The organism is Amycolatopsis sp. cg13 (assembly GCF_041346965.1).
In the GTDB taxonomy this organism is placed as follows: Bacteria; Actinomycetota; Actinomycetes; order Mycobacteriales; family Pseudonocardiaceae; genus Amycolatopsis.
Window position 1 is genome coordinate 5,223,898 of sequence record NZ_CP166848.1, and the last position, 26,763, is coordinate 5,250,660.

Annotated in this window: 28 protein-coding genes and 1 pseudogene; 11 read left to right on the forward strand and 18 right to left on the reverse strand. The window is 70.5% G+C overall.

Annotated elements, in window-relative coordinates; genetic code table 11:
• Window positions 1–14: 14 nt before the first annotated feature.
• The 7 genes from AB5I40_RS24085 to AB5I40_RS24115 all read right to left on the reverse strand — a co-directional run bounded on the left by AB5I40_RS24085 (window position 15) and on the right by AB5I40_RS24115 (window position 8,062).
• Entirely contained in the window at window positions 15–845 is an 831-nt protein-coding gene (locus AB5I40_RS24085; protein WP_370932331.1) for a thioesterase family protein, read from the reverse strand.
• Window positions 846–1,220: 375 nt separating this feature from the next.
• Window positions 1,221–2,024, reverse strand: coding sequence for a sugar phosphate isomerase/epimerase (locus AB5I40_RS24090; RefSeq protein ID WP_116206086.1), 804 nt, complete (start codon window positions 2,022–2,024; stop codon window positions 1,221–1,223).
• Between the two features lie 34 nt (window positions 2,025–2,058).
• A complete protein-coding gene (locus AB5I40_RS24095; protein WP_370932332.1) occupies window positions 2,059–3,789 on the reverse strand; it encodes a hypothetical protein in 1,731 nt (576 codons plus the stop codon).
• A gap of 148 nt (window positions 3,790–3,937) precedes the next feature.
• Window positions 3,938–4,921 carry a hypothetical protein gene (locus AB5I40_RS24100; RefSeq protein ID WP_370932333.1) on the reverse strand — a complete coding sequence of 328 codons (984 nt, stop codon included), beginning with the start codon at window positions 4,919–4,921 and terminating at the stop codon, window positions 3,938–3,940.
• Between the two features lie 187 nt (window positions 4,922–5,108).
• On the reverse strand, window positions 5,109–5,798 hold the full coding sequence (locus AB5I40_RS24105; RefSeq protein ID WP_344288160.1) for a response regulator transcription factor: 690 nt from the start codon (window positions 5,796–5,798) through the stop codon (window positions 5,109–5,111).
• Window positions 5,795–7,033 carry a sensor histidine kinase gene (locus tag AB5I40_RS24110; protein ID WP_370932334.1) on the reverse strand — a complete coding sequence of 413 codons (1,239 nt, stop codon included), beginning with the start codon at window positions 7,031–7,033 and terminating at the stop codon, window positions 5,795–5,797. The genes AB5I40_RS24105 and AB5I40_RS24110 overlap by 4 nt, the downstream gene beginning before the upstream one ends.
• Before the next feature lie 150 nt (window positions 7,034–7,183).
• Entirely contained in the window at window positions 7,184–8,062 is an 879-nt protein-coding gene (locus tag AB5I40_RS24115; protein WP_370932335.1) for an oxidoreductase, read from the reverse strand.
• A gap of 75 nt (window positions 8,063–8,137) precedes the next feature.
• On the opposite strand from AB5I40_RS24115, the gene AB5I40_RS24120 reads away from it, so the two are divergent.
• Both AB5I40_RS24120 and AB5I40_RS24125 read left to right on the forward strand, forming a co-directional pair.
• Complete coding sequence (locus tag AB5I40_RS24120; RefSeq protein ID WP_370932336.1) at window positions 8,138–8,764, forward strand: DNA-binding response regulator; 627 nt, start codon at window positions 8,138–8,140, stop codon at window positions 8,762–8,764.
• Window positions 8,761–9,681, forward strand: coding sequence for a hypothetical protein (locus tag AB5I40_RS24125; protein ID WP_370932337.1), 921 nt, complete (start codon window positions 8,761–8,763; stop codon window positions 9,679–9,681). Before AB5I40_RS24120 ends, AB5I40_RS24125 begins: the two co-directional genes overlap by 4 nt.
• Window positions 9,682–9,912: 231 nt before the next feature.
• On the opposite strand, the gene AB5I40_RS24130 is transcribed toward AB5I40_RS24125, so the two are convergent.
• The 7 genes from AB5I40_RS24130 to AB5I40_RS24160 all read right to left on the reverse strand — a co-directional run bounded on the left by AB5I40_RS24130 (window position 9,913) and on the right by AB5I40_RS24160 (window position 17,069).
• Window positions 9,913–10,662 carry a phosphoglyceromutase gene (locus AB5I40_RS24130; protein WP_370932338.1) on the reverse strand — a complete coding sequence of 250 codons (750 nt, stop codon included), beginning with the start codon at window positions 10,660–10,662 and terminating at the stop codon, window positions 9,913–9,915.
• 420 nt (window positions 10,663–11,082) lie between these two features.
• Window positions 11,083–11,910 (reverse strand): DUF4349 domain-containing protein, encoded by an 828-nt coding sequence (locus tag AB5I40_RS24135; protein ID WP_370932339.1) that lies wholly within the window; start codon window positions 11,908–11,910, stop codon window positions 11,083–11,085.
• Window positions 11,911–11,975: 65 nt separating this feature from the next.
• Window positions 11,976–12,488 carry a YbjN domain-containing protein gene (locus AB5I40_RS24140; protein WP_370932340.1) on the reverse strand — a complete coding sequence of 171 codons (513 nt, stop codon included), beginning with the start codon at window positions 12,486–12,488 and terminating at the stop codon, window positions 11,976–11,978.
• Complete coding sequence (gene mshA, locus AB5I40_RS24145) at window positions 12,485–13,783, reverse strand: D-inositol-3-phosphate glycosyltransferase (protein ID WP_370932341.1); 1,299 nt, start codon at window positions 13,781–13,783, stop codon at window positions 12,485–12,487. The genes AB5I40_RS24140 and mshA overlap by 4 nt, the downstream gene beginning before the upstream one ends.
• Window positions 13,784–13,796: 13 nt before the next feature.
• Window positions 13,797–14,621 carry an alpha/beta fold hydrolase gene (locus tag AB5I40_RS24150; RefSeq protein WP_370932342.1) on the reverse strand — a complete coding sequence of 275 codons (825 nt, stop codon included), beginning with the start codon at window positions 14,619–14,621 and terminating at the stop codon, window positions 13,797–13,799.
• A gap of 28 nt (window positions 14,622–14,649) precedes the next feature.
• The gene (locus AB5I40_RS24155) at window positions 14,650–15,837 is read right to left on the reverse strand and encodes an Ig-like domain-containing protein (RefSeq protein WP_370932343.1); all 1,188 of its coding nucleotides are present in this window, start codon (window positions 15,835–15,837) and stop codon (window positions 14,650–14,652) included.
• Window positions 15,838–16,013: 176 nt separating this feature from the next.
• Entirely contained in the window at window positions 16,014–17,069 is a 1,056-nt protein-coding gene (locus tag AB5I40_RS24160; RefSeq protein ID WP_370932344.1) for a UDP-N-acetylmuramate dehydrogenase, read from the reverse strand.
• A 102-nt stretch (window positions 17,070–17,171) separates the two neighbouring features.
• Here AB5I40_RS24160 and AB5I40_RS24165 point away from each other — a divergent pair, with 102 nt between their 5' ends.
• The 5 genes and pseudogenes from AB5I40_RS24165 to purU all read left to right on the forward strand — a co-directional run bounded on the left by AB5I40_RS24165 (window position 17,172) and on the right by purU (window position 20,723).
• A complete protein-coding gene (locus AB5I40_RS24165) occupies window positions 17,172–17,672 on the forward strand; it encodes a DUF2505 domain-containing protein (protein ID WP_370932345.1) in 501 nt (166 codons plus the stop codon).
• Window positions 17,651–18,451, forward strand: coding sequence for a class I SAM-dependent methyltransferase (locus AB5I40_RS24170; RefSeq protein ID WP_370932346.1), 801 nt, complete (start codon window positions 17,651–17,653; stop codon window positions 18,449–18,451). The genes AB5I40_RS24165 and AB5I40_RS24170 overlap by 22 nt, the downstream gene beginning before the upstream one ends.
• A 69-nt stretch (window positions 18,452–18,520) precedes the next feature.
• A complete protein-coding gene (locus AB5I40_RS24175; RefSeq protein WP_370932347.1) occupies window positions 18,521–19,318 on the forward strand; it encodes a DedA family protein in 798 nt (265 codons plus the stop codon).
• A pseudogene (locus AB5I40_RS24180) lies at window positions 19,215–19,826 on the forward strand (maleylpyruvate isomerase family mycothiol-dependent enzyme); the annotation flags it as partial. The gene AB5I40_RS24175 and the pseudogene AB5I40_RS24180, both read left to right, overlap by 104 nt.
• Before the next feature lie 45 nt (window positions 19,827–19,871).
• The gene (purU, locus tag AB5I40_RS24185) at window positions 19,872–20,723 is read left to right on the forward strand and encodes a formyltetrahydrofolate deformylase (protein WP_370940592.1); all 852 of its coding nucleotides are present in this window, start codon (window positions 19,872–19,874) and stop codon (window positions 20,721–20,723) included.
• Between the two features lie 99 nt (window positions 20,724–20,822).
• Here purU and AB5I40_RS24190 read toward each other — a convergent pair whose 3' ends face one another.
• Window positions 20,823–21,869 carry an NAD(P)-dependent alcohol dehydrogenase gene (locus tag AB5I40_RS24190; RefSeq protein ID WP_370932348.1) on the reverse strand — a complete coding sequence of 349 codons (1,047 nt, stop codon included), beginning with the start codon at window positions 21,867–21,869 and terminating at the stop codon, window positions 20,823–20,825.
• Window positions 21,870–21,989: 120 nt separating this feature from the next.
• Between AB5I40_RS24190 and AB5I40_RS24195 the strand changes: the two genes are divergently transcribed.
• A complete protein-coding gene (locus AB5I40_RS24195) occupies window positions 21,990–22,607 on the forward strand; it encodes a TetR/AcrR family transcriptional regulator (RefSeq protein WP_370940593.1) in 618 nt (205 codons plus the stop codon).
• Here AB5I40_RS24195 and AB5I40_RS24200 read toward each other — a convergent pair.
• On the reverse strand, window positions 22,588–23,532 hold the full coding sequence (locus tag AB5I40_RS24200) for a helix-turn-helix transcriptional regulator (RefSeq protein WP_370932349.1): 945 nt from the start codon (window positions 23,530–23,532) through the stop codon (window positions 22,588–22,590). The genes AB5I40_RS24195 and AB5I40_RS24200 overlap by 20 nt on opposite strands.
• A gap of 61 nt (window positions 23,533–23,593) precedes the next feature.
• On the opposite strand from AB5I40_RS24200, the gene AB5I40_RS24205 reads away from it, so the two are divergent.
• Genes AB5I40_RS24205 through AB5I40_RS24215 form a run of 3 tightly spaced genes read left to right on the forward strand, consistent with a single transcriptional unit; the run spans window position 23,594 to window position 25,101 of the window.
• Entirely contained in the window at window positions 23,594–23,986 is a 393-nt protein-coding gene (locus AB5I40_RS24205) for a RidA family protein (RefSeq protein ID WP_370932350.1), read from the forward strand.
• Window positions 23,983–24,387, forward strand: a complete 405-nt coding sequence (locus AB5I40_RS24210) for an SRPBCC domain-containing protein (protein ID WP_370932351.1) — start codon at window positions 23,983–23,985, stop codon at window positions 24,385–24,387. The genes AB5I40_RS24205 and AB5I40_RS24210 overlap by 4 nt, the downstream gene beginning before the upstream one ends.
• 54 nt (window positions 24,388–24,441) lie before the next feature.
• Window positions 24,442–25,101 (forward strand): haloacid dehalogenase type II, encoded by a 660-nt coding sequence (locus tag AB5I40_RS24215; RefSeq protein ID WP_370932352.1) that lies wholly within the window; start codon window positions 24,442–24,444, stop codon window positions 25,099–25,101.
• Here AB5I40_RS24215 and AB5I40_RS24220 read toward each other — a convergent pair.
• A complete protein-coding gene (locus AB5I40_RS24220) occupies window positions 25,091–26,116 on the reverse strand; it encodes an NADP-dependent oxidoreductase (RefSeq protein ID WP_370932353.1) in 1,026 nt (341 codons plus the stop codon). The genes AB5I40_RS24215 and AB5I40_RS24220 overlap by 11 nt on opposite strands.
• A gap of 113 nt (window positions 26,117–26,229) precedes the next feature.
• Window positions 26,230–26,664 (reverse strand): SRPBCC family protein, encoded by a 435-nt coding sequence (locus AB5I40_RS24225; RefSeq protein ID WP_116205091.1) that lies wholly within the window; start codon window positions 26,662–26,664, stop codon window positions 26,230–26,232.
• Window positions 26,665–26,763: the final 99 nt, after the last annotated feature.

The window sequence follows — 26,763 nt, forward strand, 5'->3', positions numbered from 1 at the left end:
GTGCCAAACGCGGCTCAGCCGCCCGGTGCCGGGGCGAGCGCCAGCTGCCGCACCTGCGCGACGAGACGGCCTTGTGCGTCCACGACGGTGGCGTCCGAGTCGAACCACGGCTCGTGCACCGAGCGCGCTTCGACGAGGATCCGCAGCCAGCCGGGAGCCGGGCGAGTCCGCACCAGCGAGGTCATCTGGACGGTCGGGGCCCAGCCGTGCCTGCCGAGGTTCGCCACCACCGGCGGGTTGAGATCGCCCGCCAGGAGCGCGAAGTACACGTCGGGCTGGCCGACGCGCGGACGGGCCCACATCCGCAGCCGCGGCGGGTCTCCGGCGCGTCCGGACACGAACCCCGCGGTCGCCGGATCGAGTCGCACGTCGCAGGCGGCAGACAGGTGGAACGGGCCTTCCGGAGTGTCCTTGCCGAGTTGCAGCGCGCTGGACGGCGGTTCGGCGGGCATCTGCGGCAGGTCAGTCCATTCGGAACGGCGCATCGGCAACCGTCCGACCGTGACCCGCGCCTCGACACAAGCTCGGCCGCGCTGTTCGAGCGAGACCGCGACGACCGAAACGCGGCGGCCGACCTTGCGCACATCGGTCCGCAGCAATACCGGACCGAGCGCGGGCGCGTGCAGGAACTCGGTGCTCACCGCGAGCGGATCGACAGTCGCGTCCCCGCGCTCACGCAACGCGGCGGCGGCGGTTTTTGCCAGCAATGCCACCAAAAACCCGCCGTGCGGATGGACCGCGATCGCCCATTCCGAACGCAACGTCGCGGTGAACGTCCCGTCCCCGAGCGACCGGACTGCGGTGGCCGCGTCGAAGGCGGTCGCGGTGTCGTCGGCCGCGCTCACGGACGACCGGCCACGGCGATACGGCGCGTGGAACCGGGTCCGGGGAAGACTGGAGACGGCGATGGCAGCGAGGTCACGCCCGCACTTTACGGTGCCCGGCCGCCTTTGCGAGCCGAGCCGGGCAGGGACCGCCCGGACAGCCGAGCAAGATCACCCGCGGACACGGCCCGAAATGCGGCCGGTCGGCTGGCGGCGCACGACTGCTCGCCGGAGCCGCGGATCACTGCCCTGGGTGCGGCCGGGCGAACAACAATGTCTCCGCCGCTGCGCGGGCCCGCGACGCTGCGCCAATCGCGTGACGAGTGCTGCCCGCAAGCACTACCTGGGCCGAAAAAGCCATGTCTGACCAGCTTTTCCAGCAATTCCGCACCCGGATCACTGCCCCAAATGCAACCGGGCGAACAACAACGCCTCCGCCAACGCCCGCGCCCGCGAAGCCGCCCCCGTCGCGTGCCGGGTGTTCACTTCCAGCACCACCTGACCGGAAAAGCCGTCGCTCACCAGTTTTTCCAGCAATTCCGCACAAGGTTGCCCGCCATGCCCCGGAATCAGGTGCTCGTCCTTCGGAATTCCCGTCCCGTCCGCCAAATGGACATGGCTCAGCCCGGCCCCCATCCGGTCGGCCAATGCCAGCGCATCCATCCGCGCCGCGGCCGAATGCGACAGGTCCAAGGTGTAGTGCCGGAATCCGACATCCGTGGGGTCGATCGACGGCCGGAACGCCGACACCCGCGCATCACGCGAGCCGCCAGGCGGGCGGACCTTGAACATGTTCTCCACCGCGACGTCGACGCCGCTCGCGTCCTCCAGCTCGTCCACCAGATCGCCGAACGCGTCGCCGTAGCGGCGCTGCCAGCGGAACGGCGGATGCACCACGACCGTGCGCGCGCCGAGTTCCAGCGCGGCGTCCACGGAGCGGCGCAGGCGCACCTCGGGGTCCGGCGACCAAATCCGCTGCGTGATCAGCAGCGACGGCGAATGCACCGACAGCACCGGCATCCCAGTGCGCCGCGACCAGCGCCGGATCGCCGAGACGTCCTGGCTGATCGGGTCGGCCCACACCATGACCTCGACGCCGTCGTAGCCGAGGTCCGCGGCAAGCTCGAACGCCGCGCCCGCGCGCAGCGGCCACACCGAGGCAGTGCTCAAGCCCACGGGGACGGGCGCGCTCTCACTCACGCGCCCATCCTGCCCCAGAGGCCCCGGCGGCGGGCTACTTGGCCACCAGCAACAGCGCCGCGGGCGACACCGTCACCACCAGCCCGACGAGAATCGCCAGCAGGGTCGTCTGCAGGTCCTCGGCGCGGCGGATCTTCCGCACGATCCAGACCAGCGCGACGATCACCAGCAGCGCGCCCACGAGCGCGGCGGGCGCGAGGTTGACCCACAGCCAGTTGAAGCCCAGCCACACCGCGGCCCCGCCGACGACGCCCAGCGCGAGCTGCCCGGCCAGCGTCAGCCACTGCTTGCCCGCGGACACCGCGGGTTCCGGCTCGGCCTCGGGCGCGTCTTCGGCGACGGCTTCCTCGGGGTAGTCGTCGTACTCGTCGCCTTCGGCGTAGCCCTCGGCGTGTTCGTAGCCTTCGGCGTGCTCGTACCCGTAGCCGTCGTCGCCCTCGAAGTCCGGCTGGCCCTCGGGATAGCCCGACGGCTCGGCGAACTCGCGCTCGTACTCGGAGAGGTCGTCCTCGACGTGGTCCTTGCCTCCCGGCGCGAACGGCATCGGGGCCGGGTAGCCCGCGGTCGGCGGGCCCCCGTCGTAGTCCGCGGCGGCGGGCGGGTACTCGTCCTCGTAGCCGTCGTCGACGTAGTCGTCCTCGGCGTACTCCGCGGCCGGTTCCGGCTCCGCACCAGCGGGCGGGACGGCCGGCATCATGCCGACCTCGGTGTCCTCCAGCTGCTCCGCCTGCCGGCGCTGCCGCCAGCCGGCGAGACCCGCTGGCGGCGCGTCTTCGGCGACGCTCTCGGCGGGCAGGCCGTCGACCGCGTCGAACTGCTCGGTGTGCGGCTCCTGCTTCGGGGCCGGACGGCGGGCCGGAGCGCGCCGCGGCCGATTGGGCGGAGCGGCCGGGGCACCGGGGGCCGGGAACGCGCCGCTCGCCATCGGCGGCGCGGGCGGCTCCGGGGCGTCGCCGTCGAGACCGTCGAGCCGGGCCGCCAGGCCGCCGTCCTGCGGGGGCGGCGGCGGAGCCTGCGGGGCCGGACGACGGCGGACCGGCGGCACCGCGCCGCGGGTCTCCTCGTCAGCGGCCTGCGGACGCGGCGGACGGCCGCGCGGCGGAACCGGCATCTGCCCGGATTCCTGCGGCGGCGCGGGCGGACGCACGTAGCCCGAGTCCTGCGGAGCGGCGGGACGCAGGTAGCCAGTGCCCTGCGGACCGGCCGCGGGCGGCGCGGGCCGGGCGAACTGGCCCGACTCCTGCGGCGGCGCGGGCGGGCGCACGTAGGCCGAATCCTGCTGGCCGTTGCCCGGCCGCGGGTACTGGCCGGACTCCTGCGGCGGCGCCGGGGGACGCGCGTAGCCGGAGTCCTGCTGGCCGTTCACCGGGTACTGGCCCGACTCCTGAGGAGCCGGGTACTGCCCGGAGGGCTGCTGGCCGTTCATCGGGTGCTGCCCCGACGGCTGCTGGCCGGGACGCGGGTACTGACCCGATTCCTGCGGCGCAGGCGGAGCGGGCGGAGCAGGCCGTGGAGCCGCGTCCGGACGGCGACGGCCGCCCGGGGGACGCGAAGGAGGCGGCGGGGTGCCGCCCTCCGACGCCACCCGGTCGATGATCGCCTGTGGTCCGGTGTCGGTGAGGTTCGAGCGCCGCGGGGCGGCCTCGTCCTCGTCATCGGCCGCCCTGCGCCTGCGTCGCCGTGCGCCGTCGACCTGCTGCCCGTGCTGGGCGAGCAGTTCGGCCACAGTCTTCTGGGGCTGGTCGCCGCCGGTCTGGTCCGTCATACCGTGCTGTCCAAAGCGCGCTCGGGGTTGGTTGTGGTCACTCGGGCACACCTGCCTCCGGAGCCGCGCGCAATCGACACCGTGCAGTGCATGTCCGTCACCTCTTCACCGTGCCTGGTCTTCGTCGGCCAAGTCCAGTCCGCTGCTGTCACCGGTCCTCCCCGCTCGCCGAAACGCCAGCGATGGCGGTACCAGTTTCGTCCGACCCATTGGCGTGGTCCAACCGCCGCAGGATGACACCCTCTCGCAGCGCCCAGGGACAAATCTCCAACTCCGTGAGGGAGAGCGCCCGCATCGCGGCCTGCGCCACCAGCGCGCCCGCCACGAGCTGGTGCGACCGGCTCCCGCTGACGCCTTCCAGCTGAGCCAGATCCGCGGCGGTCATCCGCGAAATGAAGGCGATGAGCTGGCGAAGGGCAGTGTCAGTGAGCGTACGGCGCACGCGGGGGCCCGCCGCCGAGGGGGCCGCACCGGTCAGCCGGGCGAGCGAACGGAACGTCTTGGAGGTCGCCACGACGCGGTCCGGCAGGCCCTGTCCGGCGACCTTCTTCGCGAGCCCGGCGAGCTGGTCCTCGAGCCAGGCCGACGTCGCGACGACCTCGGAGCGGGTCGGCGGGTCGTTGCGAAAGCGCGTGCGGGTCGTGCGGCCCGCGCCGAGCGGGAGCGATTCGGCGAGTTCGGGTTCCTCGTCGCGGCCCATCGCGACCTCGAACGACCCGCCGCCGATGTCCAGCACCAGCAGTTTCCCGGCCGACCAGCCGTACCACCGGCGCACCGCGAGGAAGGTGAGCCGCGCCTCGTCCGCGCCGGAGAGAACGCGCAGGTTGACGCCGGTTTCGGCGGTCACCCTGGCCAGCACCTTCGCCGAGTTCTTCGCCTCGCGCACCGCGGACGTCGCGAACGCCAGCACGTCCTCGCAGCCGAGCCGCGCGGCCGCGGCCTTGGCCGATTCGACCGCCCGGACCAGGCCGTCCTCGCCGGGACGGCTCAGTTCGCCGGAGCCGGTGAGCTGTTCGGCCAGCCGCAGCATCGTTTTCTCGGAGTGCATCGGGGTCGGGTGGGCGCCACGGTGGGCGTCGACCACGAGCAAGTGGACGGTGTTGGAACCGACGTCGAGTACCCCTAGGCGCACGAGGATTCAGCGTACCGGTCCCAGTGCCAGGTCTCGAAACTGTAACCAACTCCACTCGGATCAACATCAACTCAGCGTGCGCGATCCGGCACGGTATGCGCTGAAACCCGGACAAAAGCCGTGAAGGACCCCTTGAGGGAATCAGATTCCCTCAAGGAGTCCTTCACGGACAGTGCGAAAGTTCGGCTCAGGTCTCGAACTTGTAGCCGAGCCCGCGCACGGTCACCAGGTGCCGCGGCGAACCCGGGTCGGGCTCGATCTTCGAGCGGAGCCGCTTCACGTGGACGTCGAGCGTCTTGGTGTCGCCGACATAGTCCGCACCCCACACCCGGTCGATCAGCTGGCCGCGGGTCAGCACCCGGCCGACGTTGCGCAGCAGGTACTCCAGCAGGTCGAACTCCTTGAGCGGCAACGAAACCTCGCCGCCGTCCACAGTCACCACGTGCCGTTCGACGTCCATGCGCACCGGTCCGGCCGACAGCACCAGCGGAGCGAGTTCGCCGTCCGTGCCCGGCTCGCCGCCGCGACGCAGCACCGCGCGCACCCGCGCGATCAGCTCGCGCGCCGAGTACGGCTTGGTCACGTAGTCGTCGGCGCCGAGTTCCAGCCCGACGACCTTGTCGATCTCGCTGTCGCGCGCGGTCACCATGATCACCGGCACCGCGGAACGCTGCCGCAGCTGCTTGCAGACGTCGGTGCCGCTCATCCCGGGCAGCATCAGGTCGAGCAGCACGATGTCGGCGCCGTTGCGGTCGAACTCCTCAAGCGCCTGCTGGCCGGTCACAGCCACCGCCGCGGTGAAGCCTTCCTTGCGCAGCAAGAAGGCGAGCGGGTCGGCGAAGGACTCTTCGTCCTCGACTATGAGAACCCTCGTCACAGGTTTCCTCCATGGTCTGGGCTGGAGACTTCCTGCCCGGTTGCCACGAGCCGGGGTGTCCGCTCGGGGGTCTTGTCCGGCCGCGCGGGCGCGGCCTTGCGTGCGGTGTCGGCGGGTTCGGTGCGCACGTGCGCGGGGATGCGCAGCGTGAACGTCGACCCGGTGCCGGGACGGCTCCACAGGCCGACCGAGCCGCCGTGGTTGGCCGCGACGTGTTTAACGATCGCCAGTCCGAGCCCGGTGCCGCCGGTGGCGCGCGAACGCGCTTTGTCCGCGCGGTAGAAGCGCTCGAACACGCGCTGCTGCTCGTCCTCGGCGATGCCGATGCCGCGGTCGGTCACCGCGATCTCGACCATGCCGTCGGCGAGCCGGCGCGAGATGGACACCGGGCTGCCCGGCGACGAGTACGCGACGGCGTTCTCCAGCAGGTTCGACAGCGCGGTGACCAGCAGCGTCCGGTCGCCCTCGATGAGCAGGCTGCTCGGCGCGTCGGTGGTGATGGTGATTTCCGCGGATTCCGCGGAGAGCGTGGTGCGCCCGAGCGCCTCGCGCACGACGGCGTCGACCTCGACCACGTTGAGGTCCGGCAGCCGTTCGGCGCCCTGGAGGCGCGAGAGCGCGATGAGTTCGGTGACGAGCTGGCCCAGCCGGGTGGACTCGCGCAGGATCTTGCCGCCGAAACGGCGGACCTCCTCGACGTCCTCGGCGGCGTCCAGCACGGCCTCGGTGAGCAGCGCGATCGCGCCGACCGGGGTCTTGAGCTCGTGGCTGACATTGGCCACGAAGTCGCGGCGGACCGCCTCCAGCCGGATCGCCTCGGAGTGGTCGACGGCCTCGACGACGGTGAACCCGTCGCCGAGCGGCCGGACCTCGCCGAGCACCGCCTCGGGCTGGCGGCGGCCCCGGCTCTCCAGCGGCGAGAGGTCGACTTCCATCGGCTCGTCGGTCTCGACCACCTGCTCGGCGGCCTTGCGCGCCCGCGGGTCGGCCTGGTTCACCCGGACCAGGCCGAGTTCGTACGCCCGCGGGTTGTGCAACACGAGGTCGCCGAACCGGTTGAGCACGATGACGCCGTTGTTGGAAGAGCGGATCAGCCTCATCAGCAGCTCCGCGACGGTCGGGCCAGTGGGCCGGGCCGCCTCGCGCCGGGCCCGGGCCCGTGCGGCGAGGAAACCGGCGACCGCGCCGACGACAAGAGCGCCGATGGCCGTCAGCAGGACAACAGGCGTGGTCACGGGGGAATCGTAAGCATCCCGGTAGCCTTCCGGCCTAGTCCTGGAAGCCCTGTCGTGAGGCGAGTGACACCTGAGGGGTACATATTCGCCTCGGGGTCAGGCCCTGTTCACCCGATCGAGATGTTTCGGCAAAATCCACGCGCTTAGCGTTCAGCGGGCGTCGAGGGTCTTGAGGTCCTCATCGGTCAGCTTCAGCGCCGCCGCGGCGACGTTCTGGTCCAGGTGAGCCGGGTCACTGGTGCCCGGGATCGCCAGCACGTGCGGACCCTGCGCGAGCGTCCACGCCAACCGCACCTGAGCGTCCGTCACCTCGTGCCGCCGCGCAACCTCGGCGACCCGCTCATCAACGCCGGACTGTCCACTCGCGACCGCGAAGAACGGCACGAACGCCACGCCCTGCTCGCCGCACAGCCGCAGCAGCTCGTCGTCCTCGCGGCGGGCGGAGAGGCCGTACTGGTTCTGCACGCACACCACCGGCGCGATCGCCTGCGCCTCGGCGAGGTGCTCCGCGCTGACGTTGGAAATCCCCAGCTCGCCGATCAGCCCCTCGGTGCGCAGTTCGGCCAGCGCGCCGAAGTGCTCGGCGAGCGAGCCGGTGCCACGGTCGAGGCCGGTGCCGATGCGCAGGTTGACGACGTCGATGTGGTCGCGGCCGAGTTCGCGCAGGTTCTGCTCGACCTGCCCGCGCAGCTCGTCGGGACGGGCGAACGGCCGGAACTGGCCGGATTCGTCGCGGGACGGGCCGACCTTGGTGGTCAGCACGAGGTCGTCGCCGTACGGGGCGAGCGCGGCCTTGATCAGGGCGTTGGCCGACCAGGTGGCGCCGAAGTAGAACGCCGCGGTGTCGATGTGGTTCACGCCCAGCTCCACGGCCCGGCGCAGCACGGAAATCGCGCGGCCGGCGTCGACCGGCGCGTTCGGGTCGAGCGAGCCGCCGAGCCGCATCGAGCCGAAGCCGAGGCGGTTGACGGTGCGGGAGCCGAGCTGCCAGGTGCCCGCGGCAGCGGCGGGAAGGGTCGTTTCGGTCATGTCTCCAGCCTGCTTCCTCGTCAATCCCGGCGGTGGGTTTGGCAGCAAGCTGCCAACGCGGGAACACTGGACGACGTGCCCCGAGCCGAGGAAATCGCAAACCTGCGCGACGAGCGTGAACTGGTCGAACGCGCCGGGCACCTGCTCGCCGGCGCGGACGAGTTCGCCTGCGCCGCGAACGATCTGCACACCTGGTCCGCGATGCAGAAATTCGCCCAGGAGCTGCCGAAACAGCGGAAGCTGCGGATCCGGAAGGTCTATCTCTCGCGGGTGCTGCTCGACCCGGCCGGAGCCGAGCACCTGCGGACGCTGCACCGGCTCGGCGCGGAAGTCCGGATCAGCGACCACGAGATCAACGAGACGATCCTGCTCGACGGCCGCGTCGCCATCCTCGCCGACGGGCCCGGCTACAGCGTCGTGAGCAAACCGGATCTGGTGCGCGGCATCTCGTCGCTGTACGAGGCCGCCTGGCGCTCGTCGACCGCTTTCGAGGCGTACGAGACGCGGTTCGCCGAGTTGCGCCAGTACACGCCGCAGCTGCTCGACCTGCTGTCTTCCGGCTCCACGGACGAAAAGGCGGCCCGGGAGATGGGCGTCGGGCTGCGGACGTACCGTCGGCGGGTGGCCGAATTGATGGATGTACTGGGTGCGACGTCGCGGTTCCAAGCGGGTGCTCTGGCGCGGGAGGCGGGCCTGCTGTGAGGCGCGCTGTCCTCGCCGCGGCCCTGCTCACCGCCGGTTGCAGCGGAGCTGTGTCCGGGCAAACCGCACCGCCCGCGCCGCCGTCCCCGTCCGCGCCCGCTCCGGCGAATGTGGCCTATGTGGACGCCAAGGCGACCAGCGACGCGGTGTCCGGCATCAAAAAAGCCGTGGAGAGCGCGTTCACCTACGACTCCACGAAGCCGGACGAGGTCGCGAAAACCGAGCAGGAGTACCTGACCGGCGCGGCCCGCGCGCAGTTCGACAAGACCTTCGCCGAGGTCCGCACCGACCCGGTGAGCACGCAGACGCAGGTCGTGGAAACGGGATTGGCCGAGCTGACCCCGGACCACGCGCGGATGCTCGTGGCAGCCACACAGCACAGCAAGCGCCCCGACGGAGCCACGAACCAGGCGGGCGCGCTCATGCTGGTCACCGCGGTCCGGACGAACGGGCACTGGCTGTTGCAGGACTTGAACTTCGACCCGCGCGGCCCGATCGCCTCGGCCGGCGCTGGAGCGAAAGGCCTTGCGGCGACTAGGGATTCGGCGGTCGAGGCGGCTCGCCGGGACGGCGGGATCCTGATGACCGTCGACCCGCCGAACATCGACGCGAACTACACGGCTTGGGAGAACGTCGCCGCCGAGCCGCTGCTGACGGAGTTCCGCAAGAGCCGCCAGGAGACCGTGGACCGGATCAAGCAGACCGGGAAGAAGGCCAGCTACGGCCCGGATTCGACGGCCGCGCTGACCGAACTCAGCCCCGACGGCACCCATGCGTCGGCGGTGCTGGCCGCGCTGCTGACGACCAGCGGCGGCCAGAACCCGGGCGACAACCGGCTGCCGGTGCACCTCGACCTCGTGCGGCAGGGCGACGAGTGGAAAGTGTCCGGGATGAAGGCGATCACCGGGGGCTCGTGAGTGGCGATGCCGGTTAGAACCGGGACCAGCACTCACGACCCACCTACGCAGCCCTGCGGACCCGGCCCCTCGTGAGCGGCAATCCCGGTTCTAACCGCGACCAGCACTCGCGACGCCCCAGCAACCACCGAGGCCTGGCTGCCGCCAAGGGGCCAAGCCGCCGCCTGCTCGTGAGTGTTGGCGCCGGTTAGAAACGGCGCCGACACTCACGAGCCGAGCGGGCGGAGGGGCTCAGCGGCCCTGGTTCGCGACCGCGGCGGCGGCTTCCTTCGCCGCCTCCGGGTCGAGGTACTCGCCGCCCGCCTTGACCGGCTTGAGGTCCGGCGTCAGGTCGTAGCGCAGCGGGATGCCGGTCGGGATGTTCAGCGCGGCGATGGCGTCGTCGGAAATCCCGTCGAGGTGCTTCACCAGCGCGCGCAGCGAGTTGCCGTGCGCGGCCACCAGGACCGTGCGGCCGGCCTGCAGGTCGGGGACGATCGCCGACTCCCAGTACGGCAGCAGCCGGGCCACGACGTCCTTCAGGCACTCCGTCAGCGGGGCCTGGTCGCCGAGGTCGGCGTACCGCGCGTCGCCGGCCTGGCTGAACTCGTCCTTCGGGTCGATGGCGGGCGGCGGCGTGTCGTACGAGCGGCGCCAGAGCATGAACTGCTCCTCGCCGAACTCGTCGAGCGTCTGCTTCTTGTTCTTGCCCTGCAGCGCGCCGTAGTGCCGCTCGTTGAGCCGCCAGTCGCGCTTGACCGGGATCCAGTGCCGGTCGGCGGCGTCGAGGGCGATGTTCGCCGTGCTGATCGCCCGGCGCAGCAGCGACGTGTGCACCACGTCCGGCAGCAGTCCCGACTCGGCGAGCAGCTGTCCGCCCTGCCGGGCTTCCCGCTCGCCGGTCTCCGACAGGGGCACGTCCACCCAGCCGGTGAACAGGTTTTCCGCGTTCCACGTGCTCTGTCCGTGCCGCAGCAGCACCAGGGTCCCAAGTTCGGCCATGGCCACCAGCCTGCCAGAGCGCGCGAGCGCTGCCAGTAGTGCGTCCACCCCTCTACCCAGAGTGCGTTACCCGGGAGTAACACCTTCACCCGGCACGCAGCCGGGTTGCCGACAAGCAGGTCAAAGAGTGCAAGGCGCTGCACACTGTTATCCCCGTGAGTGAATTTCACTCGAACGGAGTAACCAGTAGTCTTGTGATTACTGGTCGACATCTGACAGGTTGGGCATGTCCCGCTCAGCCGGATTCCACGCACTCCCGGCTGATCACGGGCAGTGACCGCGGCTCGTCTCCCCCCTGCCGAGCCGCGGCCCGCCGGCCCCGTTGGCATCCCCCTCGTCACCGGGTCCAGCAGGCGGGACCTGCAGCGGGACGGCTCGAGATCGCGACTCCCCCCTCCCTCGAGCCGTTCCGCCAGCCCCTCACTCCGCGGGCCTGGCCTTGCGCCGCCGGCGGAACCACCAGAACACCCCGCCCGCCGGAATCCCGAACGCGATCAGGAACGGCAGCAGCGCGCCCAGCACGCGCACCAGCCCGCTGCAGAAGACGACAAACGCGTCCCAGCCAGCGGAGAGCCCGGAAAGAAACCCGCCAGCCTCCGCCGCCGCGACGGCCTCTTGCTTCGTCACCGACAGCGACACGGTGGCCATCGCGACCTGCCCGGCCAGCGAAGCCTGCTGCCGCTCCAGCGACTCCAGCGTGGCCTGCCTGCTGGTCAGCTCGCTCTCGACGGACGCGATCTCGGACACCGACTGCGCCTTCGCCAGCAGCGCGCGCATCCGGTCGACGCTCGCCCGCTGGGTCGCCAGCCGCGCGTCCACGTCGATCACCTGCGCGGTGACGTCCTGCGCGCTGATCTCCCGCCGTTTCACCTGGCCGAGCCCGCCGAGCTGGTCGAGCACGCCGTCGAGTTTCTCCGCGGGCACCGACAGGGTCAGCGACGCGGAATCGTCCGTCGCGCTCTCCTGCCCGGGATAGCCGCCCGCGCCGGTCGCGATCGCCTTGGCGCGGGACACGACGTCGTCGGTCTTCGGCGTGGTCAGGTCCAGCCGCGCGCTGCGCGCCAGCTTGCGATCGGTCGCGCCGGGCGCGGGCACCGATGCCTGCGCGTTGCCCTGCTTGGGTGCCGCGCCCTGCTGCTGCGCGGGCGCGATCGCCGACCGCGCCGAATCCGCGCTGGTGCCGCTGCTGCATCCGGCCAGCAGGAACACCGCCGCGCCCGCGAGCGCGTATCTCCATCGAGTCAGCATCCCCGTCTCCCTCCAGTCGTCGGCGGTGAGACGAGACGACCGGAGAAGGCGTTGCACGGAATCGGTTACGAGTCGGTCAACCCCGGTTCGTGGCCCTCGGCGGGCTCGGCGAGGTGTTTGAACGCCTGCAGGTTCGCCAGCGATTCGCCGCGCGAGACGCGCCAGTCCCATTCGCGCTTGATCGACGTAGCGAACCCGATTTCCAGCAGGATGTTGAAATCGCCGTCGGCGGCTTCCAGCACCTGGCCGAGGATCTTGTCCAATTCGGACTCGGTCACCGTCTCCTTGCCGAAGCGGCCGACAAGGTAGATGTCGCCGAGACTGTCCACTGTGTAGTGCACGCCGTAGAGCCGGGCGTTGCGCTGCAACAGGAACCGGTACACGTCCTCGTGCCGCTCGTCCGGACGGCGGCAGACGAACGCCTCCACCGAGAAGGCGTGGTCGCCGTCCACGAGCCAGCAGTTGGTCTGCAGCTTCTTGGTTCCCGGCAACGTCACGAAATAACGGCCTTCGCCGCGACGGTCGTATTTGAGCCCACTTGAGTCCAAAGTGGACTTGATAGTCGCGTCAAGGCTCACACTGCCACCTCCGCCCGCAGTTCCAGCGCCTGCCGGAACGCTATGGTCGCCTGAGCATAGATGTCGAGCAGCGAATCCGTGGTGCGCCGCCAGGAAAACCGCTGCGCGTGCCGCACCGCGTTGGCCGCGAGTTCGGCTCGACGATCCGGCCGCAACGCGACCGCGGCGAGCGCGTCGGCCCATTCCGCCGCGCCGTGCGACGGGACCAGCAGCCCGGAAACCCCGTGCGGCACCGCGACCGGCAGCCCGCCGACCTCGGCCGCCACCACCGGCGTGCCGCACGCCTGCGCTTCGAGCGCGACCAGACCGAAGGATTCGTTGTAGCTCGGCACCGCGACGACGTCGGCCGCGCGGAACACCGTGCGCAGCTTCAGCCCGTTCTGCGGCGGCAGGAAGCGCACCTGCTCCGCGATGCCCAGCGACACCGCCAGCTCCCGCAACGCCTGCGGCTGCTCCAACCCGGTCCCGGACGGCCCGCCGACCACCAAAACCACCAGCCGCGACGCCAATTCCGGCCGCCGCCGCAGCATTTCCGCCGCCGCGTGCAGCAGGACGTCCGGCGCCTTGAGCGGCTGGATCCGTCCGGCGAAGGCGAGCACGACCGCGTCCGGCGACAGGTTCAGCTCGCGGCGCGCGTCCAGCTGCGAGCCGGGCGTGAACCGTTCGAGGTCGACCCCCGGCGGCACGGCGTGCACCGCGTGCGTGGCGGCCCCGTAGAGATCGACCAGCTGCCGAGCCTCGACCTGCGTGTTCGCGACGAGGCAATCCGCCTCGGCGACCACCTGCTCCTCGCCCATCACGCGCGTCCGCGGCTCGGGCTTGTCGCCCTCGGCGAGCAGCGCGTTCTTGACCTTGGCCAGCGTGTGCGCGGTGTGCACGAGCGGCACGCCCCAGCGGTCGCGCGCGAGCCAGCCGACCTGGCCCGACAGCCAGTAGTGCGAATGGATCAGGTCGTAGTACCCCGGCTCGTGGAACGCCTCCGCGCGCAGCACGCCCGAGGTGAACGCGCACAGCTGCGCGGGCAGCTCGTCGCGCGCCAGCGGCTCGAACGGCCCGGCCGGCACATGCCGCACCGTCACGCCGGGCGCCAGCTCGGCCAGCGGCGGCTGGTCGGACGAGGTCGCCCGGGTGAAGACCTCGACCTCGATGCCGCGCCGCGCCATCTCCTGCGCGGTCTGGCTGACGTACACGTTCATCCCGCCCGCGTCGCCGGTGCCCGGCTGCTCGAGCGGGGAGGTGTGCACGGACAAGACCGCGATCCGGCGCGGCTCAGCGATGAATCCCTTGAGGGTCACCTGGTCACTCCTGCTACTCGGCTGCTGCGTCCCCGGCGAACCGCCGCAGCACGGAGTTGAAGTCCTCCGGCTCCTCGACGAACGGCAGATGCCCGGCCTCAACGAACCAACGCAGGACGGCCCCCGGAATCTTCCCGGCCGAATACTCTGCCGCCGAAGGATCCACCACCCCGTCGGCCGATCCGTGCACCACGAGCGCGGGCTTGTCGACCGCGGCAAGCACCTCACCACTGCCGATGTCCCGCCGGAACAGCGCGCCGCGCACCGCGGGCGGCACCGAAAGCGAACTGCCGAGCATCGCCTGCGCGTACCCACCGGGCACTTTTGCGCTGGCCTGGGCGCGGGTGAACTCGACCAGCGCGGGGATCGCCACCTCGGCGTCGTCCGAGAGCGCGGCGGGCAGCGCGGCCCGCATGATCGGCCCGGTCGCGCCGCCTTCGCGCTTGCGGCCGATCTCGGTGATCGCGCCCACGAGCACGATGCCACCGAGCCGTGCGGTGCCGTGCTCGCGGAGGTAGTCCGTGATCACCAGCCCGCCGTAGGACCAGCCGACGACGATCGCGTCCGGACCGGCGAAGTCGAGCACCGCCGCGAGATCCCCGGCCCACTGCGCCGGATCGTCGTAGCCGTCCTCCGGGACGTCGGACGCGCCGTGCCCGCGCAGGTCCATCGCGACGAGCCGGAACTGCCCGCTCAGCGCCGGATCGGCGAACTGGGCGGACCAGGCCGCGGCGGACTGGGCCCAGCCGTGCACGAAGACGATCGGACGCGCGTTCTCCGGGCCTTCGACGCGCAGTGCGATCCGCACGCCGCCGGCCCCGGTTACCTCAGTGTTCACTTCTACTTGTTAGCAGACGGCCAGTGGATCACTTCGCGGCCGAGAGCGACTTCCAGGTCGACCAGTCGTAGAACCAGTCCTTGACGTCGGAGTTCGTCGGGCTGCCCAGCTTCGAGCCGGTGACCTCGACCGGGTCGCCGATCATCGCCGTGTCGAAGTAGGCCTTGGCGTCCGCCTCGAGCAGGTTGACGCAGCCGTGCGAGTTGTTGGTCTTGCCGATCGCGGCCGCGTTGTCCTGGTTCTCGTGGATGAACTCGCCGTGGTTGGAGAACCGGCAGGCCCACTTCTTGTTGACGTTGGTGTAGCCGTAGCGGGCGTTGTCGAACACCGCGTGCGGCTCCTTCGACATGATGATGAAGGTGCCGTTCGGGGTGTTGCGGTCGACGACCGAGTCGAGCCCGTTGGAGCACGGGTAGCTCGCGCTCTCCGCACCGCCGCGGTAGACCTTCATCACATGGTCCGGCGTGTGGATCTTGACCACCTGGTTGCGGCCGATCTTGAACTTGGTGCTGACGTCCGATTTCACGAAGACGCCCCCGCCGAGGTCCACGCCGTACAGGTTGGCCTCGACCTCGACGCTCGTGTTGGCCGGCCAGTACTCCTTGGGCCGCCAGTCGACCTGGTTCGCCGACATCCAGGCCCACGAGCCCTCGACGTCCTTGCTGGTCTTGACCTTGAGCGCCTTCTCGACCGCGGCCCGGTCCTTCGGCGCGCCCCCGTTGAACTTCACGCTGATCGGCATCGCGACGCCGACCTCGGCGTCGTCGCCCGGGTTGAGCGTGGCGCGCACCGTCTTGGCCGGGCTGACCGTCGCGAACGAGCCCTTGAGCTCGACGGGCCGCTGATCGGTGCCGGTCGCCTTGGCCGCGTAGTTGTAGGTCTTGCCGTAGCCGAGCGGTTCGGAGCTGGTCCAGGACAGGCCGTCGGCGGCGAGCTCGCCCTTGATCTCGTCGCCGCCCTCGTTGGTCAGCTTGACCTCGGTGAGCTTGCCTTCGGTGACCTTCACCACCACCGGTTCGCGCACGCTGGCGTCCTTGGCCCCGACGGCCGGGGTCGCGGTGAGCTTCGCCACCGGAGCGACCGGCTTGCCGCCGTTGTCGCCGCTCCCGCCCTGCGGCGACGCGGTGCCGTCGTTGCTGCCGCCCGAGCACGCGGCGGCCAGCGCCGCCGCGCCGGTCGCGAGAACGGCCTTGAACACCGTACGGCGCTCGATCACGGTCTTACCTCCACTTGTCCCCCGCACCGGCATCTCCCACGCACAACAGCGCCGGTGAGCGATTCGACGTTACCTGCGAACCGGAAATTCCTCTCCATCCCGCAAGACGTTTCACCCGGCGCCCGGTTGCTGCCGGTTTCCTGTCACCTGGCTCACCCGGGTTACCCCGCTGGCCGTCAGAGCGAACAGTTGATCAGCAGTGGTTCCGGCCGCAGCCGCACGCCGAACCGCTCTTCGACCCCGTCGCGGACCTCACGAGCTAGGCCAAGCAGGTCCTCCGTGCTGGCCTCACCGCGATTCGTGAGCGCGAGAGTGTGCTTGGTGGACAGTGAAACCCGCCCGCCGGGCCCGGGGTACCCCTTGCCGAACCCGGCCCGTTCGATGAGCCACGCGGCGGACAACTTCACCCCGCCGCTGGCCGGATACTGCGGGATCTTGCCCTCAGTCGACTCCGCGATCCTCTCGAGGACCTTTGACGCTTCCGCTTCGGGAACGATCGGATTGGTGAAGAACGACCCCGCGCTCCAGGTGTCGTGATCGGCCGGGTCGAGCACCATGCCCTTGCCACGCCGCAGTCCGAGCACCGCGTCCCGAGCCTGCGCGGCGGGGACTTTCGCATCGATCTCGACACCCAGCGTGCGCGCCAACTCGGCGTACCGGATAGGCGCGGACTGCCCACTTGGATCGATCCGGAACCGCACGCTCAGCACGACGCCGCGATCGGTGCCCTTGAGGACACTGGTGCGGTAGGCGAAGCCAAGCTCGTCGGCCTTGACCGTGCGAACCTCTTTCGCCGCCCGGTCGTACAACTCGACGGAGACGATCGACTCGGCCACCTCGCCGCCGTACGCCCCGACGTTCTGGATCGGCGTCGCTCCCACCGATCCCGGGATCCCCGAGAGGCATTCGAGCCCGCCAAGGCCGTTGTCGACCAGCGCCGCGACGAACGCGTCCCACTCCTGCCCGGCGGCCACCTCGACGATGTCGCCGTCGCGGGTCCAGCCGGTGTTGGCGATCCGCACGAGGGTGCCGTCGAAGCCTTCGTCGCCGACCACGAGATTCGAGCCGCCGCCGAGCAGCAGGACGGGCTCGCCCGCGTCGTCGGCGTCGCGCACGGCGGAGACGAGTTCCGCGGCGGTGGTCGCGGTGACGAACCGGCGCACCGGCCCGCCGAGGCGGAGGGTCGTGTACTCGGCGAGGCGAGCCGGACCAGGCGTTTCAGCGATGTCCACGGCGACTGACGCTACCGAGAATTCTCGCTGGCGCCGACGGCGCCCACCGCTAATCCGCGCTGCTGCCGCTGACCGCCGCATCAGCCCGGTACTGTCCGTTTCATGGGATCCCGGATCGAACACCGCGGCGAGTTCGACGGCTCGCTGGCGGACGTCTTCGCCGCCGTAGCCGGAGAAGAAGCCCTCCGCGCCCGCCTCGAAGCACTGGGCGGTGACGACGCCAAGCTCCTCGCCTACACCGCCGAAGGCGACTCCGTCCGCTACGAACTCCAGCACGGCATCAAGGCGGCCAAACTCCCCCAAGCCGTCCGAGCCCTGCACAAAGGCGACATCATCGTCAACCGCACCCAGACCTGGAAGCGGTCCGGCGACGAGTACACCGGCCGATCCGACGTCAGCGTCGGCGGCGTGCCAGGCGAAATCGGCGCCTCCACCTACCTCACCCCGAAGGACGGCAAAGTCCTCCTCCGCACCTCGGGCGAGGTTGTCGTGCGGATCCCCCTCTTCGGCGGCCGGATCGAGGAGTTCGTCTCCGAGCAGGTGGTCAACCTGCTGCGGAATGAGGACGAGTTCACCGCGCAGTGGCTGGCCGAGCACGCCTGACCCCGGTGGGCGCCCCGACCAGGGGCACCACCAATCCCAACCGGTTGCGCCGGGTCGACCGCTGGCTCGCGAGCGACCCGGCCGTCACGCGGCTGCTGCGGCGGGGCGAAAGTCCCCTTGTCGTCGATCTCGGCTACGGAGCGTCGCCGGTCACGACGGTCGAACTGGCTCGCTGGCTGGCGCGCGTGCGACCGGACGTCCGGGTGCTCGGGCTGGAACTCGATCCGGAACGCGTCGCCGCCGCTCAGCCCGCCGCCGATCCACCCCGGCTCGAGTTCCGGCGCGGCGGCTTCGAACTCGCCGGGACGCGGCCGGTCCTGGTGCGCGCGTTCAACGTGCTCCGGCAGTACGCCGAGGACGAGGTCCCCGGCGCGTGGCAGCTGATGCTCGACGCGATGCCGCCGGACGGCCTGCTCGTCGAGGGCACCTGCGACGAGATCGGCAGGCTGGTCACCTGGGTCGTGGTCGGAGCCGACGGCCCGCGCACGCTCACCCTGTCGCTCCGCCTCGCCGAACTCGACCGTCCGTCCACAGTGGCCGAACGGCTGCCGAAGATCCTCATTCACCGCAACGTTCCCGGCGAACGCGTGCACGCCCTCATGTCCACATTGGACGAATGCTGGGCAGCCGCCGCCCCGCACCGCTCGTTCGGCGTGCGCGCCCGCTGGACCACCACCGTCGCCATGCTCGCCGACCGCGGCTGGCCCGTTTTCGGCAATCCGGACCGGCGCAGGCTCGGCGAACTGACCGTGGCCTGGGAAAGCGTCGCGCCGCGCTGAACCCACCTGTTCACCACCCGCACCCCGCTGGGTCATCCCTTGGTGACCTTCAGTGCTGACGATGAGCGGGTGGAACTGCTGGAACACGTCACCGAGCTGATCCGGGGCACCCTCGGCTCGCCCTGGCTGTGGGTGCTCGTGTTCGCGATCGCCGGACTGGACGCGCTGCTCCCGTTCATGCCGAGCGAAACGACCGTGATGACCGTGGCCGTCCTGATCGGACCGGACGTCGGCAGGCTCGCGCTGCTGGTGGTCGTCTCCGCCGCGGGCGCGTGGGCGGGCGACTGTCTCGGCTACGCCGTGGGCCGCGCCGCCGGACCGCGCGCCGTCGCCCGGCTGCAAAGCGGACCGTCCGGACGGCAACGCTACGAATGGGCCCGCGACCAAGTCCGCCGGCAAGCGCCGCTGCTGATCATCGCCGCGCGCTACCTGCCTGGCGGCCGCGTCGCGAGCGCGCTGGCCAACGGCAGCCTCGGCTACCCGCTGCGCCGGTTCGTGCCGCTCGACGCCCTCGGCGCGGCGTTGTGGTCGGTGTACAGCGCGCTGATCGGGCTCGCCGGCGGCACCGCGTTCGCCGACCGTCCGGTTTACGGCCTGCTGCTGTCGTTCCTGCTCGGCCTGCTGCTGGTCACGCTCATCGAATTCGGCCGACGGGTGCGCGTGCGCAGGCTACGGTCAGTGCATGGACGCGCCACGTCTGCTGGAAGCGATCGACATTCACGCCGACCGGATCAAGGCCGCGACGCTCGCCGCGGGCCCGGCCGCGCCGGTCCGGAACTGTCCGAAATGGACAGTGCAGGACCTGGTGACGCACCTGACGACGGTGCTCTCGTACACGGTCGCTGCGATCACCGACCGGAAAGCTGAGCCACCGACCGCGGCTACCTGGGAAGACGCACTCGGCTGCTTGGACGGCGAACGCATGGCCGTCCGCGAAGGCCTGCGTCGCCCGGCCGACACCCCGCTGCGGTCGCCTTTCCCGCGCGGCGGCCCGGTCACCGTCGGAGCCTGGACGCGCCGGCTCGCGCACGAGTTCGCCATCCACCGGCTCGACGCGGAAAGCGCCCTGCCCACGCCGCCGGCCACCCAGTACCGCACGGAATTCGCCGAGGACGGCATCGACGAGTTCCTCGCCTTCCTGACCCCGCGCCGCGCCCAGCCGAGCGGCCGCAGCGGGATCGTCCAGGTCAGCACCGACACGCGGACGTGGACCGTTCTGCTGCACGCCGACCAGCCGCCGACGCTGGGCGAAGGCGTCCCGGACGTCACGCTCACCGGTCCCGCCGACGACGTCTACCGCGCGCTCTGGGGCCGTCCGAACCACGCGGAGAAAGTCGGCGACGCCACCCTTCTGGAGCCCCTCGCAGCGCCCTGACCAGCGGCCGGTGAGAATGGGCGGGTGTCAGATCCTCAGCGTTACGTGCTCACCTTCGGCTGCCCCGACCGCACCGGCATCATCGCCCGCATCTCGGGCTTCCTCGCCGACCACGGAGGAATGATCGCCGAGGCGGCGTACCACACCGACCCCGACTCGGGCTGGTTCTTCACCCGCCAGGTCGTGCGCGCCGATTCGCTGCCCTTCGACGCCGCGGGATTGCGCGAGCGCTTCGCCGAGGTGGCGGACGAGCTGTCCGCCGAGTCGAGCTGGCAGGTGCGCGACACCGGCGAGCGCCCGCGCGCGGTGGTGCTGGTGTCGAAGGCCGGGCACTGCCTGTACGACCTGCTCGGCCGGGTCGCCTCCGGAGAGCTGGACGTCGACATCGCCGCGGTGATCGGCAACCACGATTCGCTCGCGGACATCACCCGCGCGCACGGGATCCCGTTCCACCACGTGCCGTTCCCGGCGGGCGATCCCGACGGCAAGGCGGCCGCGTTCGCCAAGGTCCGCGAACTGGTCGACGCACACGACCCGCACGCGATCGTGCTGGCGCGGTTCATGCAGGTGCTGCCCGCGGACCTGTGCGCGGCGTGGGCCGGGCGCGCGCTGAACATCCACCACAGCTTCCTGCCGTCGTTCATCGGCGCGAAGCCGTATCACCAGGCGCACACGCGCGGTGTGAAGCTCGTCGGCGCGACCTGCCACTACGTCACCGCGGACCTGGACGCCGGGCCGATCATCGAACAGGACGTGATCCGCGTCGACCACGGCGATTCGGTGCAGGACATGGTGCGCAAGGGCCGCGACATCGAGAAGGTGACGCTCGCCCGCGGCCTGCGCTGGCACCTTGAGGGGCGCGTCCTGGTGCACGGCAACCGCACCATGGTGCTCTGACGCGCCCCAATGTGGCATTGGGTGCATCCCACGCACCGAACGCCACATTGGGTGCGTCACATGCACCCAATGTGGCATTGGGGCGCGGTCGGCGAGGGGTCAGCCGATCGTCGAGGTGTCGATCACGAACCGGTAGCGCACGTCGCTGTTCTCGACCCGCGCATACGCCTCGTTCACCTGGTCCGCGCTGATCGTCTCGATCTCCGCGCCCACGCCGTGCTCGGCGCAGAAGTCCAGCATCTCCTGGGTTTCCGCGATTCCGCCGATCATCGAACCGGCCAGCACGCGGTTGCCGCCGAGCAGGGAGAAGACGTTGTACTCCAACGGTTCTCCCGGCGCGCCGACGTTCACCATCGCGCCGCCGACGCGCAGCAGGCTGAGGTAGGCGTCGACCGGCAGCTTCGCCGAAACGGTGTTGAGGATGACGTCGAACTGGCCGGCGAGCGTCTCGAAGGTCGACTCGTCGCTGGTCGCGTAGTAGTCCTTCGCGCCGAGGCGAAGTCCGTCTTCCTGCTTCTTGAGGCTCTGACTGAGCACGGTGACGTCCGCGCCCATCGCGACAGCCAGCTTGACCGCCATGTGCCCGAGCCCGCCGAGCCCGACGACGGCGACCTTCTTGCCCGGTCCCGCGCCCCACCGGCGCAGCGGCGAGTACGTGGTGATGCCCGCGCACAGCAGCGGCGCGGCGACGTCGAGGGAAATGCCTTCCGGGATGCGGCAGACGAAGGCGTCCTTCACGACGATCTGCTGGCTGTAGCCGCCGTAGGTGTTCTCGCCGTCGAAGCCGACGCCGTTGTACGTCTGCACGTTGCCCTTGACGCAGAACTGCTCGGAGCCGGCGCGGCAGTACTCGCATTCGCCGCAGGAATCGACCATGCAGCCGACTCCGACCCGGTCGCCGACCTGGTACTTCGTGACGGCCGAGCCGACCGCGGCGACGACGCCGGCGATCTCGTGGCCCGGGACCATCGGGAAGATCGCGGTTCCCCAGTCCTGGTGGACCTGGTGCAGATCGCTGTGGCAGATGCCCGCGTAGGCGATGTCGATCAGCACGTCGTCCGGCCGCAGGTCGCGGCGCTCGATCGTCGTCGGGGCGAGCGGTCCGCCCGGCGCCGCGGCGGCGATGGCGGAGGTGGTCGTGGTCATGAAGCCCTCCTGGGTGTCCCGTCCGGCCGGGACAAATTCGATGTAAGAACCCTCTTACATAGACTAGCGTGGGCGTCGGCTTATTCCTCGGTGCGACGACGATCGGGTGTGACACACGGCATGGCGGCGCAGTACCACCACCGCAATCTGCGCGCCGAGCTCGTGCGCGTCTCGCTCGACCTGATCGCGGAAAACGGGGTCACTGGCTTCTCGGTCGCGGAAGCCGCCCGACGGGCGAAGGTCTCCGCCGCCGCGCCGTACCGGCATTTCCCGGATCGCGCGGCGTTGCTGGCCGCGGTCGGGACGGTCGCGGCGCGCCAGCTTCGCGAACTCGCCGAGGAAGCAGCCGCCGCCGAGACGGACGACGGTGCCGCGTTGGCCGCCGTCGCTGCCGCGCACACTCGGTACCTGATCGACACCCGGATCGGGCTGCATGTCTTCTTCGCCTCGGAACTGGCCGACGCGCAATACGTCGAACTCCACGAGGCCCGCCGCGAGCTGATCGACGCGTCGCTGCTGCGCTGCCTCGCGATCGCGCCGGACCCGGCAATCGCGCTGGAACTGATGGAGCAGCTCCACACCCAGGCCTACGGCTACGGCGATTTCTACCTCAACGGCGTCTATCAATGGCTCGGCTATCCGACGGAGCAGGTCGTCGCCAAGTCCCGGCGGGCGGCGCGGATCGTGGTCGAGGCTTACCGCGCGGGGAATCCGGAAATCAGTCCGGCGGAGTGGTGACGTAGCGGGCGGCCAGCCAAGAACCGAAGGCGTGCAAGCGATCGGTGAGCGCGGACGGTTCCAGGACGTCGAAATCCACGTCCAGGTAAGCCAGCCAGCGTGCGGCCCAGTCGAGATCGTCGGTGCCGAAGCGGAGTTCGCATTCGTCGCCGTCCTCGACCACCGTCGCCACACTTGGGTCCACGAGTTCCCGGAGCAGGTCGGCGGATGTGTGCACCTGCACCCGGACGCGATGCCGCCAGCCCGCGTCCGTGATCAGATCGGCCACAGTGGACGGTGGTTCCGGCGCGGGCATCTGGATCCCGAGCGGCTGGACCACCTCGATCCGGTCTACCGCAAAGGTTTTCCATTCGCTCGCTCCGCGCGGGCAAGCTACGAGATACCACTGCCGCCTTACCGTGATGAGCCGATACGGTTGCACATCAACCGGTTTCGCCGACGGAGCGTCCAAAGCTCGATGCCGGATCCGGATGGCTTCGCCAGCCCGGCAAGCCAACGCGAGCGGCACCAGAATGTCCCGCGCCGCGCGCCGGAAAGGCTTTCCCGGCAACGATTCCACGTCCGCCAGCGCGGCGAGCCGGGTCTGCCAGCGCGTCGGGACCACCTGGGTCAGCTTGGCCAGCGCGGTCACCGTGGCGGTTTCCAGCCCGTCGACCGCGACCGCCGTCTGCAGACCGAGCGAAACGGCGGCGACCTCGTCCGCGTCGAGCAACAGCGGCGGCATCGCGGTGCCGTGCGCGAGCCGGTAGCCGCCGACCCGGCCCGGCTCGCCGTCGATGCGGTAGCCGAGTTCGCGCAGTTGAGCGATGTCGCGGCGCGTGGTGCGTTCGGTAACGCCGAGCCGGGCCGCGAGGTCGGTGGCGGAGATGCCGGGACGCGCCTGCAGCAGGGCCAGCGTCTCCAGGCGACGGCTCGTGGTGGTCATAGTTCGATTCTCGCGCAAAACTAGGACAGTATCTGACCGGGTATCTGGTCATACTCGTCTCATGACACAGCTGCTCCGGCCCGAAGGGCTCGTCCAGTCCCCCGCCTTCGCCCAGGTCGCCGTGGTCCCGCCGGGCGCGACCACGGTGTACGTCGGCGGCCAGAACGCCGTCGACGCTGAGGGCAGGATCGTCGGCGGAACCGACGTCGCCGCGCAGGTCGAGCGCGTGATGGCCAACCTGAAAACGGCACTGGCCGCCGGGCGCGCGACCGTTCAGGATGTGGTGATGCTGAACATCCTGCTGGTCGCGGACGTCGATCTCGCCCAGGCTTATCCGGCCGCCGCCGCGGCGCTGGCGGGCGCGACGCCGCCGGTGACCGTCCAGCGAGTGGCCGGGCTGGCCGTGCCGGGCGCACTCGTCGAGGTCAGCGCGATCGCGGCGGTGACCCGATGAGCGTCGGGCAGACCAAGGACGCGGGCTGGCAGATCGGTGTCTCGAAGACGATCGGCCGCTCCGCCGAAGAGGTGTGGGACTTCATCACCTCGCCGGAAGGCGTGGCGATCTGGCTCGGCGAGGGCGTGACTGTCCAACCCGAACCCGGCGTCGGCTACGAGACCGCCGACGGAATCCGCGGCGAGACGCGCAGTTTCCGCGAAATGGACCGGATCCGGCTCACCTGGCAGCCGACCGGCTGGTCGCACGAAACGACGTTGCAACTCGCGGTGCGCGCCAGCGGTCCCGGCAAAGCGATGCTGCGCATTCACCAGGAACGGCTGGCCAACGCCGCCGAACGGGAGCAGCAGCGCCGCCATTGGCAGGGAGTTCTCACCGAACTGATCACCGCGCTTGCCTAGCCCGCGACTGACGGAGGACCCTGGTACGCAAGCGGTTCACCGGCAGGAGGCGCGATGCTTTGCGTGTTCGACGTCAACGAGACGCTGCTCGACCTGACCGCGCTCGACCCGCTGTTCACCCAGTTCACCGGAGACCCGGCGGCGCGGCAGGAATGGTTCACCCTCGCGATCCACACCGTGCTCACGGTGACCGCGGCCGGCCAGTACCGCGATTTCGCGCAAATCGCCGGGGAATCCGCGGCCGCCGTGTGCGCGCGGCACGGCCACGAACTGACCGACGCCGAACTGGTGAAGGTCGGCGACGGCCTGCGCTCTCTGCCCGCGCACGCCGACGTCGTACCCGGCCTGGACCGCTTGCGCCAGGACGGACATCAGGTCGTCGCCCTCACGAACTCGCCGCTCGCCACGGCCGAAGCGCAGCTGCAAAACGCCGGCCTGGCAACGAAATTCGACCGGATCTTCTCCGCACAGCAAGTCAGCCGGCTGAAGCCGGCGCCAGAGCCGTACCGGCAGGTGCTGCGCGCCTTCGCCGTCGAACCCGGCCAGGCGGTGATGGTCGCCGCGCACGGCTGGGACATCGCCGGGGCCCAAGCCGCCGGACTCCGGACCGCGCTGCTCGCGCGTCCCGGAGTCCATCCGCTGCCCGGGCTGCCCGCCGCCACCTACACGGCGGCGACGATGCCCGAGCTGGCTGACGCGATCGTCAGGAACTGAGGCGCACCAGCATCTTGCCGGTGTTGGCCCCGCTGAGCAGACCGAGGAAGGCCTCCGGCGCGTTGCGGATACCGTCCACAAAGGTCTCCGAGTACTTGATCTCGCCGGACGCGACGAGCGGCGCGACCTCGGCCACGAACTCCTGCATCAGGTGCCAGTGGTCCAGCACGAGCAGGCCGCGCATGGTGATCCGCTTCGCGATGAGCTGCACCAGGTTGCGCGGCGCGGGCGTCGGCTCGGTGGCGTTGTACTGGGAGATCATGCCGCAGATGGCGATCCGGCCGTGCAGGTTCATCGACGCGATCGCGGCTTCGAGGTGCTCGCCGCCGACGTTGTCGAAGTAGACGTCGATGCCCTCGGGCGCGGCCGCGGCGAGCTGCTCGGCGACCGGTCCGTCCTTGTAGTTGAAGGCGGCGTCGAAGCCGAGCTCTTCGGTGAGGTAGCGGACCTTCTCCGCCGAACCCGCGCTGCCGATCACGCGCTTGGCGCCCTTGAGCCGCGCCAGCTGCCCGACGAGCGAGCCGACCGCACCGGCCGCGCCGGAGACGAAAACCGTGTCGCCGGGCTTGAATTCCGCGCTCACCAGCAGCCCGGCGTACGCGGTGAGGCCCGGCATGCCGAGCACGCCGAGGTAGGTCGAGAGCGGCGCGACGGAATCGTCCACTTTGACCGCTCGCTTGGCGTCGAGCACGGCGTGCGTGCGCCAGCCCGCCTGGTGCAGCACGTGATCGCCGGGCGCGAAGTCGTCCACAGTGGACTCGATGACCTCGCCGACCGCGCCGCCCTGCATGGCCTCGCCGACCACGAACGGCGGCGAGTAGGACTTCACGTCGTTCATCCGGCCGCGCATCGCCGGGTCGACGCTCATCACCACGTTGCGCACCAGGATCTGCCCGGGACCCGGCTTCGGCACCTCGGTCTCGACGATGTCGAAATTGTCCATGGTCGGGACGCCGTGCGGACGGGCCGCGAGCCGGACCTCGGTCGCTGTGTCGGGCGCTGTGGGTGCGTTCACCGTCGAACTCCGTTTCGTTCAAGCTGGAATGAAGCGGGGCGCACGCCCCGTCTATCCGGCCAACGGAGCAACCGGGGCGCGCATTCCGATTGTCCCCGGAGCTGTGGCAAGCGCTACACGATCTCCGCGAGCTTGCCGAGAACGCCGTCGTAGATCTTCTTCAGCCCGCCCGGCGCGAAGGTCTTCTCGAAGAAGCCGCCGACGCCGCCCGCGCCGTCCCAGCTGGTCTCGATGCGGACCAGCGAACGCTCGCCGGAGGCGGTGACGGTCCAGGTGGTGACCATGCTGGAGTTCGCGTCGGTCTCGACAAAGGTGCCCGGCGACGGCTCGGTCACCGTGGCCGCGACGTCGCGCACGCGCTTGGACGTGGCCTGCAGCTTCCAGCTGGCCTTCGTGCCGGCGCCGACGCCGCCTTCGCTGACCTCGTAGTCGCGGTAGTGCTCGGTGAGCAGCTTCGGCCGGGTCTCGGCGTAGTCCGCGACCAGCTCACGCACGCGTTCCACCGGCGCGTCGATCGTGCGCTCCGCGGTGGCCGTGACCTTGCCCATGTCGTTTCCCCTGCTCTCCTCGGTTTCCGCCGCAGTCACCTTCGCACACGCGCGGAAACCCCGGGAGTGGCGGTACGCACCCGCCACCCCCGGAGAGCG

Coding starts and splice junctions, on each gene's coding strand:
- AB5I40_RS24115 (WP_370932335.1), bottom strand. CDS start 8,062: ATGACCGAAACGACCCTTCCCGCCGCTGCCGCGGGCACCTGGCAGCTC.
- AB5I40_RS24215 (WP_370932352.1), top strand. CDS start 24,442: ATGCTTTGCGTGTTCGACGTCAACGAGACGCTGCTCGACCTGACCGCG.
- AB5I40_RS24200 (WP_370932349.1), bottom strand. CDS start 23,532: ATGACCACCACGAGCCGTCGCCTGGAGACGCTGGCCCTGCTGCAGGCG.
- AB5I40_RS24165 (WP_370932345.1), top strand. CDS start 17,172: ATGGGATCCCGGATCGAACACCGCGGCGAGTTCGACGGCTCGCTGGCG.
- AB5I40_RS24210 (WP_370932351.1), top strand. CDS start 23,983: ATGAGCGTCGGGCAGACCAAGGACGCGGGCTGGCAGATCGGTGTCTCG.
- AB5I40_RS24190 (WP_370932348.1), bottom strand. CDS start 21,869: ATGACCACGACCACCTCCGCCATCGCCGCCGCGGCGCCGGGCGGACCG.
- AB5I40_RS24225 (WP_116205091.1), bottom strand. CDS start 26,664: ATGGGCAAGGTCACGGCCACCGCGGAGCGCACGATCGACGCGCCGGTG.
- AB5I40_RS24205 (WP_370932350.1), top strand. CDS start 23,594: ATGACACAGCTGCTCCGGCCCGAAGGGCTCGTCCAGTCCCCCGCCTTC.
- AB5I40_RS24135 (WP_370932339.1), bottom strand. CDS start 11,910: ATGCTGACTCGATGGAGATACGCGCTCGCGGGCGCGGCGGTGTTCCTG.
- AB5I40_RS24195 (WP_370940593.1), top strand. CDS start 21,990: ATGGCGGCGCAGTACCACCACCGCAATCTGCGCGCCGAGCTCGTGCGC.
- AB5I40_RS24095 (WP_370932332.1), bottom strand. CDS start 3,789: ATGACGGACCAGACCGGCGGCGACCAGCCCCAGAAGACTGTGGCCGAA.
- AB5I40_RS24130 (WP_370932338.1), bottom strand. CDS start 10,662: ATGGCCGAACTTGGGACCCTGGTGCTGCTGCGGCACGGACAGAGCACG.